The sequence below is a fragment of the Enterococcus sp. DIV1368b genome, assembly GCF_050529595.1.
In the GTDB taxonomy this organism is placed as follows: Bacteria; Bacillota; Bacilli; order Lactobacillales; family Enterococcaceae; genus Enterococcus_B; species Enterococcus_B mundtii.
Genome location: NZ_CP172883.1, coordinates 2,496,168 through 2,511,809 on the forward strand (window position 1 = coordinate 2,496,168; position 15,642 = coordinate 2,511,809).

Below are 15,642 nucleotides of genomic sequence, written 5' to 3' on the forward strand. Positions count from 1 at the left end.
ACATCTGCCTTCCTATCACACTCAACAACTTTGTAATACTATATTTTCAAAACTATCAATTTTGGTGTTAGGGCTGGCAAAAAGATATTCCCAAGCTTTTTCTTTTCGTTTATTATTAGCTGAGTATCTTAATTGATATTGGTATTTTTCACTAAAATCTTTATATATATCATAAATCTCTTCTGCCTTATCATACGTAATAATCCATTTAAAATCTTCAATTAACCTAATATTTTCTTCTAAGCTTTTGTGCTTATCTTTATCAATAAATTTTAGATATAGATTCCTACCTTGTTCATAATATGGAGGATCAAAAAAAATGAATGTATCATCTTTTGAATAATTATTAGAAATTAACTTAACAAATTTTTCAGCATCTTCATTAAACAAAAATATAGAATCTTTTAGCGATGATATGATTTCTATTTTTCTTACTAAATCTATCTTATTAAATCTACAATTTATTTTGTACTTGCCTTGTTGATTTAAACCACCTATAGGACCTCCATTTATAATTCCACTCACATTTGTCCTATTTAGAAAAAAAGTAGCAAAACCACCCTGTAAAGAATATGGATTACTTGATTCTTCTATATAAATTTCTTTTTGTTTGTGCCATTCTTCTATGCTAACGGGAGTGTCAATTAACAAGCTGATAAAATCGTCCGTATAATTTAGAATTGAATACCAAAAAGAATATATTGAACTATCTAAATCATTTATTACGATGTTTTTTACATCCTTTTTAATTAGAAGTTGTAACGCAACACCTGCACCACCTGCAAAAGGCTCTATATATGTGCCGTTATCTCCAATATTTTCAGTTATTAATTTTCTAATAAATTTGTATAGTTGGGTTTTTCCCCCAGGATATCTTAATGGTGAGCTTGTGACCGGCATTAAACACACCTCCTATTCTAAATATTAAATATCTTTGAAGTATTCTTCAACTAAAGATTGTGGAACTCTATGTCCAACAATTAAAACATATTTTATCTTTGTAATAAACTCTTTCTCAAAATTATCAGCCATATTTTTATTATCATTCTTCCACCATGTATATGGATTCTTGGTAATCCCTAAGCCAAATAATTTCTGTATCTCATTATCTTTAAAGAAGGCTTTGAATTTGTCTCTTACTATACCATCCTTATTACTATCCGTTCCTCTATAATTACTTAACTGTTCACGTAAATCTATTTTTGAATCGTTAGATAATTGTAAGCCCGATAATCTATTGTTGACTATTCTATTGAAAACAGTTTTAGTAAAACCAATCTGATTTTCCCAAAATGATGACTCTTCAGGTAATTTTCTTAAATAATCATATAACAATTGATCCGGAGGCAGATCACTTGGTAATTTACAGAAATTTTTTTGTTTAGAAATTTCTTTATCAGCATCTAATACAATTAAACTTTTACTACAAAATTCAGGAATTTTTTCCTTAGCTAGACTAATCATTTGGTCTCCACCTAATGATGTTTTTGAAACTTCTATAATCCTAGTTAACTTTTTCTTTCTTATGAGGGCTTTCAAAAATTCCCTCGCTTCTATATCTTCACAGTAGATACCAATTTTTGGAAACATCAATGCGAGTTCCTTATCGACCTCTTTCGTTCTTGCATGAATATCGGCATTGATATCTACCCAGTTGAAATCAGCTCTTACTTGAATTTTCCCAAAAGTATTTGTAAGATAGTTGACCTTATAATTTTTTGTATCTTTTTGATTATATACCTCTTCGATCATTGTTGGGGAATGTGATGTCATAATTACTTGTATTCCGTAATCCTTACAAAATTTCGATAGAATTTTGAAAAATTCTATTTGTGCAGCTGGGAAAAGTCCTGCATCAACTTCATCAATTAGTAGAATTCCACCAGAGTAATTTTTGAACTCTTCTTTTAATTTTTTAAAAGATAATAATGCTCTTACTATTTGCCCTACGTTATCTTCACCAACCGATATAGATTGGAAATCATACTTTTCTGTATGTGGTGCTAAAGAATTCATAGCGCCACCAGTGGAATCAATTTCTGTATTTGTTTGAAGTAGAATTCCATTGGCCAACTCTAATGCTATATCTTTGTTTAAATCAATATATTCGTCACTAGCTAAACCATAAGACCTAGAAACAATTGGGGTCAGCCGATTAACACTCAAGTAAATTACTGGATTGGTGATATTTCTATCATTATTCCCACGTAACACAGGGCGACTCTTACTTCTATCCTGAGAGTCATATAATCTAAGTGTAAGCTCGTCTTTCTCCTTTTTCTCGATTCCGTCATAAACATTTATGTTTACATCCATTGAACCCGGTAAATCAAATGCTTCCGAAAATCTGAAATGCTCTGAAAACTTAGATTCAAATGTCTTTCCTAATAGTGTTTTAAAACCTCTTAAATTATTTCTTTTAACAGGAGACTCAGTGTAATCTGTCGAAAAACTAAAAATTTGTGCAACTATTCCTAAAATTGTTGATTTTGACGTGCCATTTTTTCCGCATATTAAAGTAATACGTTCACCAAAATCAATTGAAACATCTTTCAATCCACGAAAGTGATTAATATCTACTTTTTTTATTTTTGTGTATTTTTTCACTATTAACTTCTCCTCAACTTAATATCAATAACTTGATTATAGCATTCTAAACTAATATCCTAACTCAAAAGTACATTAAATATTTTGTACGTTTGACTTATCTAAGTTTTTATAAGTATTACTTCAAGCGAAACATTTAACGCCCTCACTATGCCTATTAACTGTTCACGCTTTATGTGCTGTCGTCCGCCCTCGATTTTCACTAAGGTTTCTCTAGTAATATCAACATCACTAAGCTGCAACATTTTAACCAACTCAGATTGACCAATCCCTTTTTCTTTTCTGATACGCCTTATATTGCTACCGATTACATTATTCGAATCAATTATTTTTTCTTCTTTCAAGATTAACACACCTTATGGACTAAAATTAGTCCTTTTTCTTGTTAATCTTAGAGAGAAATTATGATACAATGGGACTAGTTTTAGTCCACAAGGAGGTCTTTCATGAATATTTCGAAAACTTTGATCTTTGAAAAAAAGTCACAGTATCTTAAAGCTATCGTCATCAAGATTATTTTAGGCCTTTTAATAGCAAAACTATTTACCTACCAAGACACTTTTCTTGGTACAGTACTTCTTAATTATTTTACTTTCAGCATCTTTTATTTTTCATTTAGGTTTGCGAAAAACTATCTTGTTGCAGTAATTGTATTATTATGAATATGTATAGCAATTATGCTGACGAATGAATATCTCCACAATAAATACTCTGTAGAAGCAAGTAATTTGTTTTTTACGGTCTTTGCTCTACTTCCCTTTATGTATGATCTATTCATCATACTTTGGGTTACTATTAAAAAAATCATAGAGAGTGGGACAATAGTCCTTTCTCAAAAATAGAAATGAGTCCAATTTTGATGTATTTTGTCAAAATTGGACTCGTTTTCGTTTGTATTCGCACATTTCTCTCCATGTACTTCCCTAATTTTCTCAGATTTAATGCCATAAGTGCCAAACCCACATCAATCGTCGCTCCTTGTTTTCCTCGTAAGTGAAAACGTTGGAACGCTAAGTGAGCCTTTAGATGACCAAACACTGGTTCGACATCGACTTTTCGTCGACGATAAATCGAACCGTTTTTTTCCTCCAAAAGCTTCTTTTTGCATTCTGCTTTAAAATAGCGCCAAGAATTATTCACTAGAAGCTGCCGCTTTTGTGTGCCTTTCGAACGGGTACATTGACTCCGGACTGGACAAGCTCGACAATCTTCGCATTCATACACTTTGAAATCTCGGACAAAGCCTCCTTTATCTTTTCTCCGACTATAGCCTTTGAACGGGACAGGTCGCTTTGCTGGGCAAATATACTCATCTTGTTCTTCCAGATAGTGCCAATTTTCTATGTTGAACGGATTCTCCTTGTTCTTCTTTTTGCTTTCTTTGTAATACGTGCTGTAGGTGATCAATGGTGTTTTATGTAGAACATCATGGATATACATATAATTTTGTTCACTCCCATAACCTGCATCAGCTACAATATATTCTGGTAGCTCTTTATGTTGTTCTAAAAAACTATCTAAAAATGGCGCTAAGGTTTTAGTGTCCGTTGGATTTGGGAATAAGTCATAGGCTAAGATATACTGGTTTTCTGTCGCAATTTGTAGATTATATCCTGGTTTTAGCTGTCCATTACGCATATAATCGTCTTTCATTCGCATAAAGGTGGCGTCCGTATCTGTTTTAGAAAAGCTGTTTCGTTCTTGGAAGAGACGACGATATCGTTCATATTTTTGTTTTCTTGGTAGGTAATCCGCTTGTACTTGTCGAAGGTATTTTTTATAGACTCGTTTTTTTCTCTTTAACTGACTTTGCTTTTTTGGGGATTGTTCTTGAGCTAATTGTGTATTTGTTTCATGGAGTTCAGCTTCGAGATGATGAGCGACTTCTTCTAGTTGGTCGCTCGACAATCCATCGGATTGCCCTTCTTCTTTTAAACAAGGAAGGATCTCTTCTTGATAGAGGGTTTGGTAGAATGCTTCAGATTTTTCATCTAAAGCGCATTCGTATCGAGTAGTTGCTTTTCGCCAAACAAAGCTGAACTTATTGGCGTCCGCTTCAATTTTCGTGCCATCAATAAAAATCGCTTCATTATCGATGACTTGATTCGTAATCAACTGACGACGAAATAGAACAAAGGCTTCAGTTAACAGCTGAGCGGTTGTCTCATCACTTCGAAATCGGTTGATTGTGCGGTAGCTAACTTGTTCGTGATTGGCTAACCAACGCATTCGGTAGCTATCGTCTAAAAGAAATTCAATCTTTCGACCAGAAAAAACACGTTGGGTATAGGCATAAAGAAGAATCTTTAACATCATTTTCGGATGATAGGCAGGACGCCCAAGTTGTTGTTCTAATTCATCGAAGAGGTGTGGAGGGATTGCTTCAACTAAAGAATTGACGGCAAACGCAACATCAGTTTCAGGAATAAACTGTTCCATATCTAGTGGTAAAGTGGTTTGATTAATGGTATAATTTTTAAACATAAGGCACACTCCTTTTTGATTGGGTTTAGTCACTTTAATCATACAAGGTTGTGTGCTTTTTTGTGTTCCTTAAATTCAAAAATATGCAAAAAAAGTAGGACGATAATCAGCTTTTCTTCTGATTATTGTCCCACTCTCCACTCTCTAAATTTTTTGCATTATTTTTGTGGCAAATTTGTGGCAAACGATAATTAACTATCTTTCAAAAACCTTGGAAACATTGGCATATAAGCATCAACCTACACTGCCTTCCATCTCATAACTTATCAACCGGTTCAACTCTACCGCATATTCCATCGGTAGTTCTTTTGTGAATGGTTCGACGAAGCCCATGACGATCATTTCTGTGGCTTCGGATTCGGTCAAGCCGCGGCTCATGAGGTAGTAGAGTTGTTCTTCTGAGATTTTGGAGACTTTTGCTTCGTGTTCCAACGAGACTTGGCTGTTGTGGATCTCGTTGAATGGGATGGTATCAGATTTGGACCATTCGTCCATGATGATGGTATCACATTCGATATGAGAGATCGAGCCGGCACTGTCTTTTCCAAAGGTGACTTGGCCTCGGTAGTTTACTTCGCCGCCGTCTTTTGAAATTGATTTCGAGACGATCGAGCTTGAAGTGTTTGGTGCGTTGTGGATCATTTTTGCGCCTGTGTCTTGGATTTGGTTGGCTCCGGCAAATGCAATGGATAGCATGGTGCCTCGTGCGCCTCGTCCGTCTAAGTAGACACTTGGGTATTTCATGGTTGTTTTGGCTCCTAAGTTGCCGTCGATCCATTCAACGGTTGCGCCTTCGTAGGCTTTTGCTCGTTTGGTTACAAGGTTATAGACATTGTCTGACCAGTTTTGGATCGTTGTATAGCGGCAGTAGCCGTCTTTGCGGGTAAAGATTTCCACGATAGCTGCGTGTAGACTGTTGGTTGAATAGGTTGGTGCAGTACAGCCTTCGACATAGTGGATGCTGGCGCCTTCGTCCACGATGATCAACGTACGTTCGAATTGGCCGGTGTTTTCGGCGTTGATTCGGAAGTAGGTTTGTAATGGGACATCGACTTTGACGCCTTTTGGTACATAGATAAACGTACCTCCAGACCAAACGGCTGAGTTTAGTGCGGCTAGTTTATTATCTGTTGGTGGCACGAGTTTTGAAAAGTATTCTTTGAATAGTTCAGGATACTCTTTCAATGCAGAATCTGTGTCGGTAAAGACGATGCCGAGTTTTTCGAATTCGTCTTTCATGTTGTGGTATACGACTTCTGATTCGTATTGGGCTGAAGCGCCGGCTAAATAAGCACGTTCGGCTTCTGGGATCCCGATTCGTTCAAAGGTTTCTTTGATTTTTTCTGGTACGTCATCCCAATCGCGAGCAGGTCGGTCACTTGGTTTTTGGTAGTATTTGATGGCATTGAAATCAATGTCAGATAAGTCTGGTCCCCAGTCTTGCATAGGCATTTTGTTGAATGCTTCCAGGGATTTCAAACGGAACTCCAACATCCATTCTGGTTCTTCTTTGATCCGTGACATTTCCCGAACGACTTCTTCAGTCAAGCCTTCTCCTGTACTAAAAACGGGTTCCACGTCGTCGTGGAAGCCAAATTTATATTCTTCTAATTCTGGTACGCCCATTTGCTCACTCCTTTTCCTTGTGCTCATGATGGACGGTTGCAGTACCGTCTTCTTCCATTGCTTTGCCTAGTGCTTTCCAGGCAAGCGTTGCGCATTTGATGCGCGCGGGGAATTTTGCGACACCACTTAACATGGCAGCGTCCCCTAGTGGTTCAAGATCTGCGACTTCTTTTCCTTGGACCAGCAGTAAAAAGTCGTCCGTCAATTGCTCTGCTTCTGCAATTGTTTTGCCGATGACAGCATCGGTCATCATTGAGGCACTGGCTGTACTGATAGAGCAACCACTGCCGTCAAAGGCGATATTATTGATTTTGCCGTCTTTGATCTCGACTTGTAATTCAATGACATCCCCACAGGTGGGGTTGTTCATTTCAATCTTATTCGTTGATTCCGTCAACGTGCCACGATGATGTGGATGTGATGAGTGGTCCAAGATCACGTGACGGTAAAGATTGTCTAATTTAGATAGTGCCATGTTGGAAAAACTCCTTTGTTGCGAGAATTGCTTGGACGAGACGATCGGCATCTGCTTTTGTGTTATAAACGTAAAAGCTGGCACGAGCTGTCGCAGCGACCCCTAGATACTTCAATAATGGTTGGGCACAATGATGACCGGCACGAACAGCGACGCCTTCCATATCAAGAGCAGTCGCTACATCATGGGGATGTAGGTTCTCTAAGTTGAAGGAAATCACACCTGTACGTTGGGTCGGGTCTTTTGGTCCATAGATCGTCAAGCCTTCGATTGCTTGGAGTTTTGGTAAGACATAACCAACAAGTTCTTCTTCATATTGATGAATGCCTGCTAAACCAATGGATTCAAGATAATCAATGGCTGCGCCGAGTGCGATCACACCGGCGATGTTTGGTGTGCCTGCTTCGAATTTCCATGGAAGTTCTTTCCATGTGCTGTCTTGTAGGCCAACAAAGTCGATCATTTCTCCACCGAATTCAACGGGTTCCATTTGTTCCAACCATTTCCGTTTTCCATATAATACACCTGTTCCGGTCGTTGCGCACATCTTATGTCCGCTAAAAGCAAAGAAATCACAGTCTAGTGATTGGACATCGATTTTGATGTGTGGAGCAGATTGTGCACCATCTACCACTAAAATACCACCTTTTTCATGAACGATCGTCGCCAATTCTTGGATCGGATTAATGACACCTAATACATTAGAGGCATGGGCGACCGACACGATTTTGGTTTTTTCTGAAATGATCGAAGTGGCATGTTCTAGATCAAGAAATCCTTCTTCGGTCAATTCGATGTATTTCAAAGTAGCACCTGTTCGTTTTGCCAACTGTTGCCAAGGGATGATGTTCGAATGATGCTCCATATAAGAGATCACGATCTCATCACCGGCTTTGACAAAGGCATCGCCATAGCTTTGCGCTACCCAATTCAAACTTGTGGTCGTTCCACGTGTGAAAATGATCTCGGCGGTCTCTTGGGCATTCAAAAAGCGACGAACTTTTTCTCTAGCAGCTTCGTAATCATGGGTTGCTCGTTCGGCTAACGTATGCACGCCTCGATGGACGTTGGCATTGTTTGCGGAATAATAATGTGTCATAGTCGCTAACACTTGTTTGGGTTTTTGCGTAGTCGCTGCATTGTCTAAATACACCAGGGGTTCGTCATTGACTTCCTGAAATAAGATCGGGAAATCTTGACGGATTTGTTCTGGAGAAATCATACATTTAACTTCCCTTCAATAACTGCCACTAGTTCTTTGCGCACCGCTTCTACTGGGATTGCAGTTAAGACAGACCCTAAGAAGCCACGAATGACTAAACGTTCTGCTTCTTCTTTTCGTAAACCTCGACTCATCAAATAATACATTTCTTCCGGATCGACACGTCCAACACTTGCGGCATGTCCTGCTGTAACTTCGTGTTCATCGATCAAGAGAATCGGATTGGCATCGCCTCGTGCTTTATCTGAAAGCATCAAGACACGACTTTCTTGTTGGGCATCGGCACCTTTGGCTTTTTTCAAGATATGTCCAATACCGTTGAATGTCAACGTGCCACGTTCGCGGATCACACCATGTTGCAAGATATGTCCAATCGTATGTGGGGCTTTATTTGTCACCCGGGTATCGATTCCTTGTGTTTGTTTTCCTGAACTGATTGCCACGATCTTGACTTCCGCATGTCCGCCTTCACCCACTAGATCTGAATCAAAATCAGCGACGATATTGCCATCATTCATCACTCCGATTGCCCAGTCCACAAAAGCATCCCGCAAGATATGTCCACGACGGTTCATATATGCTGTGACATTTTCGCCTAATTGGTCGACTGCTGCATATTTGACTTTGGCACCGGCTTTGGCGATGACTTCAACAATGATATTCCCAGAGACTTTTTGTAATTCTTCTCCAGTTGTTTGGAATCGTTCCAAGTAAGAGAATTCACTGTGTTCATCTGCGACGATCAAGACGTGTTTAAAGAAGTGTTGCGAAAATGCTCCTTCTTGTATAAACAGGGATTCGATCGGTTCTTTGATGACCACGTTTTTTGGTACATATAAGAATAAGCCACTATTCATGAATGCAGCATGAAGCGCAGTCAATTGGTCTTCGTCCATTTCAACAGCTTTCGTCATGTAATATTCTTGGACTAATTCAGGGTATTCTTGCATTGCAGTAAATAGATCTGTAAAGATCACTCCTTGTTCTGCAAGGTCTGCGGATAATTGCTCAAAGACAGTCAAGGTGCCTTGTTGCACGACTAATGGATTGTCTTTCATCGCATCAAATGCCGCAACATTTCCAGATTCAGGTGTCTGATCAGTCAACTCATTGATTGAAAACAATGGCCAACGGTGGAATTTCACACGTTCGATATGGGGCAATGGTAGTTCATCTGCTTTTTTCAGCGCCTCTTGACGAAGCGTCGTCATCCATTCCGGTTCACCTTTACTGAATGAAAAATCTGTAACAGCGTCAAGATGATCGAGCCATTTAATGTCTTTCATAGATGTGCTCCTCCTTACGCTTCTTCTTCTTTGTAGTCGATTCCTAATTCTTTACTGATGCCTGCATATCCTTCGGCTTCTAGGCGTTTTGCTAAATCTGCACTGCCAGTCATCACGACACGACCTTCCATCATGATGTGGACTACGTCAGGTGTGATGTAGTTTAACAAGCGTTGGTAGTGAGTGATGATCAAAGCACCAAAGTTGTCGCCGCGCATTTCGTTCACGCCTTTTGCCACGACTTTCAGTGCATCAATATCTAAACCTGAATCGATTTCATCTAAAATCGCAAAAGTTGGTTCTAACATCAAGAGTTGTAAGATCTCATTACGTTTTTTCTCTCCACCAGAAAAGCCTTCGTTCAAATAACGTTCAGCCATTTCTTCTGGCATATTCAAGAGTCCCATCTTTTCATCTAACTTTTTCAAGAATGACATGACAGAAATTTTGTCGTCTTCCGGACGTGTCGCATTGATCGCTGCACGCATAAATTCGGCATTCGTGATCCCTGGAATCTCACTTGGGTATTGCATGGCTAAAAATAGACCTAAACGCGCACGTTCATCTACTTCTAGCTCTAACACATTTTGCCCATCAAAAAGGATTTCTCCTTCAGTTACTTCGTAATTCGGATTTCCCATAATTGCAGCAGACAAGGTCGATTTACCTGTTCCGTTTGGTCCCATGATGGCATGGATTTCTCCTGTTTTCATTGTTAAATTCACGCCTTTAAGGATTTTCTTGTCCTCAATCGACACATGTAGGTTTTTTATTTCTAAGACAGACATGTAGTTCCCCTCCATATTCTGATTCGTTCTCACTCATTTTAGACTAATTGAGAATGAAGCGCAACGCCCCGACCAGTTAAAAATGTCATAATTTTGATTTATTGCAAATAAAACATCATTTTCAATTGATAATCTTTATAAACTGAATAAAATAATTTTTGTTCGTTTTTTCTCAAAAAAAGTCTGGGAATCATTCCCAGACTTTACAGGTTTTATTTTGCATCCGCATCGACAGATTTTACGGAGCCTTCCCATTGTTCTTCGATCCATTGACGAACATCTTCTTGATGTAAGACTTCGATCAATTTTTTGATCTTGTCGCTGTCTTCGTCACCTTTACGTGTCGCAATGATGTTGACATATGGTGAGTTGTCTTTTTCTAATAATACCGCATCTTCTAATGGATTCAATCCAGCGCCGTAAGCAAAGTTGGCGTTGATAGCTACTAGATCGCCTTCGTCATTTTGGTAAGTGGAAGCCAATAATGCTGGATCGATCGTGTGATTGAATTTCAAGTTTTTAGGATTTTCATCGATATCATCAAATGTGGCTGTTTCTAAATCAACGCCATCTTTCACTGTCACTAAACCAGCATCTTTCAAGATCGTGATGATCCGTCCCCAGTCAGATTCTGAATTTGAAGTAATGATCGTTGCACCATCTTCTAATTCAGAGATGTCTTTGATTTTTTGTGAATACAAGCCCATTGGTTCGATGTGGACAGCACCGGCATTGACAAAATCATAGCCTTTTTCGTCGATTTCTTTGTTCAAGTAAGGGATGTGTTGGAAATAGTTCGCACCAATGTCACCTTCTGATAATGCCTGGTTTGGCAAGACATAGTCGTCAAATTTGACGATTTCCAAATCAATGCCTTCATCTTTCAAAAGCGGCTTCACATGTTCTAAGATTTCCGCATGTGGCGTTGGTGATGCGCCGATTTTCAAGGTTGTATCGTCTGATGCGTTTGATGAGTCACTACTGCTTCCGCCGTTTCCACATGCGGCTAATCCAACTGTCAGTAAAAGCGTTGCTGCAAATCCAAAAATTTTCTTTTTCATATCCTATATCCTCCTATTTCCTACTATCTTTTATCTGTTTTCTTCGTTAAGAAATCCCCGATTCCTTGAACAATAAATACGATGACTAAAATAATCAAGGTAGCGACAAAAGTCACTGTTAAATTACCACGTTGATAGCCTTCTTGCCAAGCCAAGCCACCTAGACCGCCGGCACCGATTGCACCTGCCATGGCAGTAAAACCGATCATTGAGATCGTCGTTACAGTCAACCCTGAGATCAAAGCTGGGACACTTTCAGGGATCAAGACTTTCCAAATGATTTCCCAATAGCTCGCGCCCATCGCATCTGCGGCTTCTAAGACCCCAGGGCTGACTTCGCGAAACGCGATTTCTACAAGTCGAGCGTAAAAAGGAGCAGCGGACAACACGAGAGCTGGAATCGCTGCTTGTGCGCCTAACATCGTTCCCACGATTGCTTTGGTAAAGGGAATGATCAAGACCATCAAGATCATGAATGGTGTCGATCGGAAAATATTACTAATGATCGAAACGATGCCGTAAATGATCCGCGCATACGGTTTGTTTTTGCGACCGATCGAGTAAAGGATCAAACCAAGGATCAAACCGATGATGGTTACTAAGACCATGGAGATCAACGTCATGTATAACGTGTCCATGATGGCTTGTTGCATCGTCTCCATGTTGATTTGGCTGAAATCAAGGTAGGTTTCTGTGAAGCTTTTATCCATGATGGATCACCTCCACTCCGACGCCTTGCTCTTTGATGAAGTTTTCTGCTTGGTCCAATTCGTTTTCCTCTCCGATCATCAAGGTAGTCAGCGAACCAAACGAGCCTTCTTTGGTTTGCTTGATTTTCCCATATACAACATTTATATCGACATTGTAACGACGAATGGCTTGAGAAATCACTGGTTCGTTGGCGTTTGTTTCGTTGAAGGTCAATGTCACTAAGCGACCGTCTGGATTTTCTTTGATCAACTCTGCCAATAATTCAGTGGATTCAGCTTCTGGTTCGATGTCTTGTTGGACGAAGCGTTTCGTGACTTCTTGTTGCGGATGACGGAAAACGGTCAACGCATCGCCTTCTTCCACGACTTGCCCACGTTCCATCACCGCTACTTTGTTACAGATTTTACGGATAACGTTCATTTCATGAGTGATCAAAACAATCGTCAAGTTCAATTTTTTATTGATTGCTAATAATAAATCTAAGACCTCTTCTGTCGTTTGTGGGTCCAATGCACTTGTCGCTTCATCGCAAAGGAGGATTTCTGGGTCATTGGCTAACGCACGAGCAATCCCGACTCTTTGCTTTTGTCCACCGGATAATTGGGACGGATAAGCTTGTCCTCGTCCTTCCAAACCGACTAAACGAAGCAATTCTTCCGTTCTTTCTTTCCGTTGTTGTTTCGGTACACCGGCTAATTCCAAAGGTAGTTGGATATTTTCTAGTACGGTACGTGACCACAATAGATTGAAATGTTGAAAAATCATGCCGATTTTTTTACGAAAAACGCGTAATTCTTTATTTTTTAATTTAGTAATGTCTTGGTCGTTGACAATTACTTGACCATCTGTAGGTAATTCCAAGCCGTTCAACAAACGAACTAACGTACTCTTACCAGCACCGGAATAACCGACGATGCCGTAAATGTCGCCTTGTTCCACTTGTAGTGAAACGTCGTTGATAGCGTGGATCGTCCCATGTTTCCCGCCAAATGTTTTCTTGACATTCGTCAATTGGATCAATGACATATCGTTCACATCTTTCTTTACTTATTTTCTCTTAGACAACAAAAAAACTTTCGTCCTTTGCGTTTAGCAAAAGGACGAAAGTTTAGACTTCCGTGTGACCACCTTGATTCGCTGCTATTTCACAATAACAACCTCGTTCAGTACTTGACTCTAGTCGCATACTGCTGTGCTATAACGGGCACGCCCGTAGTCAGTTTGCTTGCGCTCACTCACTCTGCTCTAAGACCATCTTCCATCTCATTTCCGTTACCCTTTCACAGCAAACCGGGCTCTCTTGAAACATCTGTGACATGTACTCTTCTTATCAAAGCTTTCAATATGATTGTTTATGATTATAGCAGTTACAAGAATCAGTGTCAAACGTTTATTTGAACATCGTGTTTCTTAAAGTGCGTCGAATTCTGTTGCATCGACATCTTTAAAACTCAATAACCACGCAGTCATTTCATCTTCATCGTTCAAAACAGCGATATTCTCACTGATTTTTTCATTCACAGATGAGACTGTTCCAGATAATGGACTTGCAAATTCAGTGACTGCTTTTTCTGCTTCTACTTCAACCAGTGCATCGCCTGCTTGATACGCTTTACCGATTTTTGGTAAGTTGGCAAACGTGATCTCACCTAGATCTTCTTGCGCTTCTTTTGTCAAACCTACACAGTATTCTTTTCCATTAAATAAAATCCAAAGGTTATCTTTCTTCTTTAAGTGTTTCCCAGCCATTTTAATTGAATGCTCCTTCGTATATTTTTTCATTAAAACCGATTGTGACCAGTTGATTGTCTTTGACGATCAATGGTCGTTTGATCAACATGCCGTCCGTAGATAACAGCTGACTTGCTTCTGTGAGGGATAATTCATCGATTTGATCTTTTAGACCAAGTTCACGATATTTCATCCCGCTTGTATTAAAGACACGGCGAAGCGGCACATCTGAATGCTTCAACCATGATTCGATCGTTTCTGCCGTAGGCGTATCTTTGACCATATCGACCGCTTGATACGTTACTTGATGATTGTCGAGCCAAGCCTTGGCTTTTCGACAAGTGGAACACTTTGGGTACTCATAAAAAGTAAACAACTTACGTTACCTCCTAGAATTTTTTACCGGTGCTTCATTTTGATAACGCATAGATAAGATCAATCCGATCCCAATCATATTCCCTAAGATCGATGAACCCCCTTGACTGATAAACGGCAATGGAATCCCAGTTAATGGAAGTAAGCCGATATTTGCGCCAATGTTTTCAAAGACATGGAATAAGAGCATCATGATCAATCCACTTGCGATATAGGCATAAAACTCGTTGTTCGTATCGAAGCAGACACGTATCATACGATAAATCAATACAAAATACAAGAAAATGACAAATGCGCCACCAATAAAGCCAAAATTCTCGCCGATGACAGTGAATATCATATCTGATTCTCGGACTGGCACGTAAATGTTGCTGACGTTAAAGCCTTTTCCGAACATGCCACCTGTTCCGATTGCTAAAATCCCTTGGGCGGGTTGGAAGCTAAAGCCCGACGTATCATGAAATGGATCGAGCCAAGAATCGATTCGGGCAAATTGGTAAGATTTGAACCCAACAGTATACAGGAATTCTCTTCCTGATTCTGTGGTCACAAGGAAAATCGTTCCTGCACCCACAATAAATGCTAAAGCAAAGATCGGGCCAATGATTTTCCAAGAAATCCCTGACATCAAAAAGACGCCACCAAAGATCGCCAGAAAGACGAGCATCGTCCCAAAGTCTTTTTGCGCCATGACTAACGCAATCACAGGAATCGAAATGATCAACATCTTTGCAATCAGCCAAAAATCAGATTTGATCGTTCGAACTTTGACTTGCGTATTGTGCTTCGTTACGATCAACGCCAGCATCAAAATATAAGCGATCTTCATCAGCTCGGCTGGTTGAAATGTGACACTTCCAAAGCGGAACCAGTTTTTTGAACCGGTACTTGCCGCCAGATTCTGGTCGTAAAATCGTAAGAGCAACCCCATGACAAGCAATCCTAGTCCATAGAGATAAGGTGTCAATTTCCAGATCCATTTTGAATTGATCCGCATGACGATTGCAATCGCTACTGCTCCCACAAGGTACCAAATGATCTGCATCCCGACACCTCTTGTCACAGAAGGACCGTTTGGATCATGTGTCAATGCAACATATAAGGATAAAATCCCAATCAAACATAATAAAAATACTGGTAGAATGACTCCGTAATCGATGCGGTTATCATTCGAAGTTTTTATTTTTTTTTCCATTTTTCATCCCTTTTCCTAAAAACCATACTGCCCTATATTATAGCTGTCTCCTTCTATAAATGAAAGCCAAAGCAAATGAGA

Annotated in this window: 16 protein-coding genes; 1 reads left to right on the forward strand and 15 read right to left on the reverse strand. The window is 39.5% G+C overall.

Annotation, left to right across the window (positions count from 1 at the left end; all coding sequences use genetic code 11):
• Positions 1-21: 21 nt before the first annotated feature.
• The 3 genes from IGJ19_RS11450 to IGJ19_RS11460 all read right to left on the reverse strand — a co-directional run bounded on the left by IGJ19_RS11450 (position 22) and on the right by IGJ19_RS11460 (position 2,960).
• On the reverse strand, positions 22-900 hold the full coding sequence (locus tag IGJ19_RS11450) for a DNA adenine methylase (protein ID WP_430604065.1): 879 nt from the start codon (positions 898-900) through the stop codon (positions 22-24).
• Between the two features lie 24 nt (positions 901-924).
• Positions 925-2,607: an AAA family ATPase gene (locus IGJ19_RS11455; protein WP_272018543.1), complete on the reverse strand. Its 1,683-nt coding sequence runs from the start codon at positions 2,605-2,607 to the stop codon at positions 925-927.
• A gap of 101 nt (positions 2,608-2,708) precedes the next feature.
• The gene (locus IGJ19_RS11460) at positions 2,709-2,960 is read right to left on the reverse strand and encodes a helix-turn-helix domain-containing protein (RefSeq protein WP_272018542.1); all 252 of its coding nucleotides are present in this window, start codon (positions 2,958-2,960) and stop codon (positions 2,709-2,711) included.
• Positions 2,961-3,053: 93 nt separating this feature from the next.
• Here IGJ19_RS11460 and IGJ19_RS11465 point away from each other — a divergent pair, with 93 nt between their 5' ends.
• Positions 3,054-3,269 (forward strand): hypothetical protein, encoded by a 216-nt coding sequence (locus tag IGJ19_RS11465; protein WP_430604067.1) that lies wholly within the window; start codon positions 3,054-3,056, stop codon positions 3,267-3,269.
• Positions 3,270-3,411: 142 nt separating this feature from the next.
• Here the strand turns inward: IGJ19_RS11465 and IGJ19_RS11470 are convergent, their stop codons facing one another.
• The 12 genes from IGJ19_RS11470 to IGJ19_RS11525 form a co-directional block, all read right to left on the reverse strand.
• Positions 3,412-5,091: an IS1182 family transposase gene (locus IGJ19_RS11470; RefSeq protein WP_430604068.1), complete on the reverse strand. Its 1,680-nt coding sequence runs from the start codon at positions 5,089-5,091 to the stop codon at positions 3,412-3,414.
• 234 nt (positions 5,092-5,325) lie between these two features.
• Complete coding sequence (sufB, locus tag IGJ19_RS11475) at positions 5,326-6,717, reverse strand: Fe-S cluster assembly protein SufB (RefSeq protein WP_071866913.1); 1,392 nt, start codon at positions 6,715-6,717, stop codon at positions 5,326-5,328.
• 4 nt (positions 6,718-6,721) lie between these two features.
• Positions 6,722-7,192 (reverse strand): Fe-S cluster assembly sulfur transfer protein SufU, encoded by a 471-nt coding sequence (gene sufU / locus IGJ19_RS11480; RefSeq protein WP_071866912.1) that lies wholly within the window; start codon positions 7,190-7,192, stop codon positions 6,722-6,724.
• Positions 7,179-8,414, reverse strand: a complete 1,236-nt coding sequence (locus tag IGJ19_RS11485) for a cysteine desulfurase (RefSeq protein WP_071866911.1) — start codon at positions 8,412-8,414, stop codon at positions 7,179-7,181. The genes sufU and IGJ19_RS11485 overlap by 14 nt, the downstream gene beginning before the upstream one ends.
• Positions 8,411-9,700, reverse strand: coding sequence for a Fe-S cluster assembly protein SufD (gene sufD / locus IGJ19_RS11490; RefSeq protein ID WP_019724375.1), 1,290 nt, complete (start codon positions 9,698-9,700; stop codon positions 8,411-8,413). The genes IGJ19_RS11485 and sufD overlap by 4 nt, the downstream gene beginning before the upstream one ends.
• 14 nt (positions 9,701-9,714) lie before the next feature.
• On the reverse strand, positions 9,715-10,488 hold the full coding sequence (gene sufC / locus IGJ19_RS11495; protein WP_019724376.1) for a Fe-S cluster assembly ATPase SufC: 774 nt from the start codon (positions 10,486-10,488) through the stop codon (positions 9,715-9,717).
• A gap of 212 nt (positions 10,489-10,700) precedes the next feature.
• Positions 10,701-11,549 (reverse strand): MetQ/NlpA family ABC transporter substrate-binding protein, encoded by an 849-nt coding sequence (locus IGJ19_RS11500; protein WP_430604071.1) that lies wholly within the window; start codon positions 11,547-11,549, stop codon positions 10,701-10,703.
• Between the two features lie 23 nt (positions 11,550-11,572).
• A complete protein-coding gene (locus IGJ19_RS11505; RefSeq protein ID WP_010734634.1) occupies positions 11,573-12,259 on the reverse strand; it encodes a methionine ABC transporter permease in 687 nt (228 codons plus the stop codon).
• Positions 12,252-13,286, reverse strand: coding sequence for a methionine ABC transporter ATP-binding protein (locus IGJ19_RS11510; protein ID WP_430604073.1), 1,035 nt, complete (start codon positions 13,284-13,286; stop codon positions 12,252-12,254). The genes IGJ19_RS11505 and IGJ19_RS11510 overlap by 8 nt, the downstream gene beginning before the upstream one ends.
• A gap of 384 nt (positions 13,287-13,670) precedes the next feature.
• Complete coding sequence (locus IGJ19_RS11515; RefSeq protein WP_086335104.1) at positions 13,671-14,009, reverse strand: glycine cleavage system protein H; 339 nt, start codon at positions 14,007-14,009, stop codon at positions 13,671-13,673.
• Position 14,010: 1 nt separating this feature from the next.
• Positions 14,011-14,367 carry an arsenate reductase family protein gene (locus IGJ19_RS11520; protein WP_010734631.1) on the reverse strand — a complete coding sequence of 119 codons (357 nt, stop codon included), beginning with the start codon at positions 14,365-14,367 and terminating at the stop codon, positions 14,011-14,013.
• Positions 14,368-14,373: 6 nt separating this feature from the next.
• Positions 14,374-15,561, reverse strand: a complete 1,188-nt coding sequence (locus tag IGJ19_RS11525) for an FtsW/RodA/SpoVE family cell cycle protein (protein ID WP_010734630.1) — start codon at positions 15,559-15,561, stop codon at positions 14,374-14,376.
• Positions 15,562-15,642: the final 81 nt, after the last annotated feature.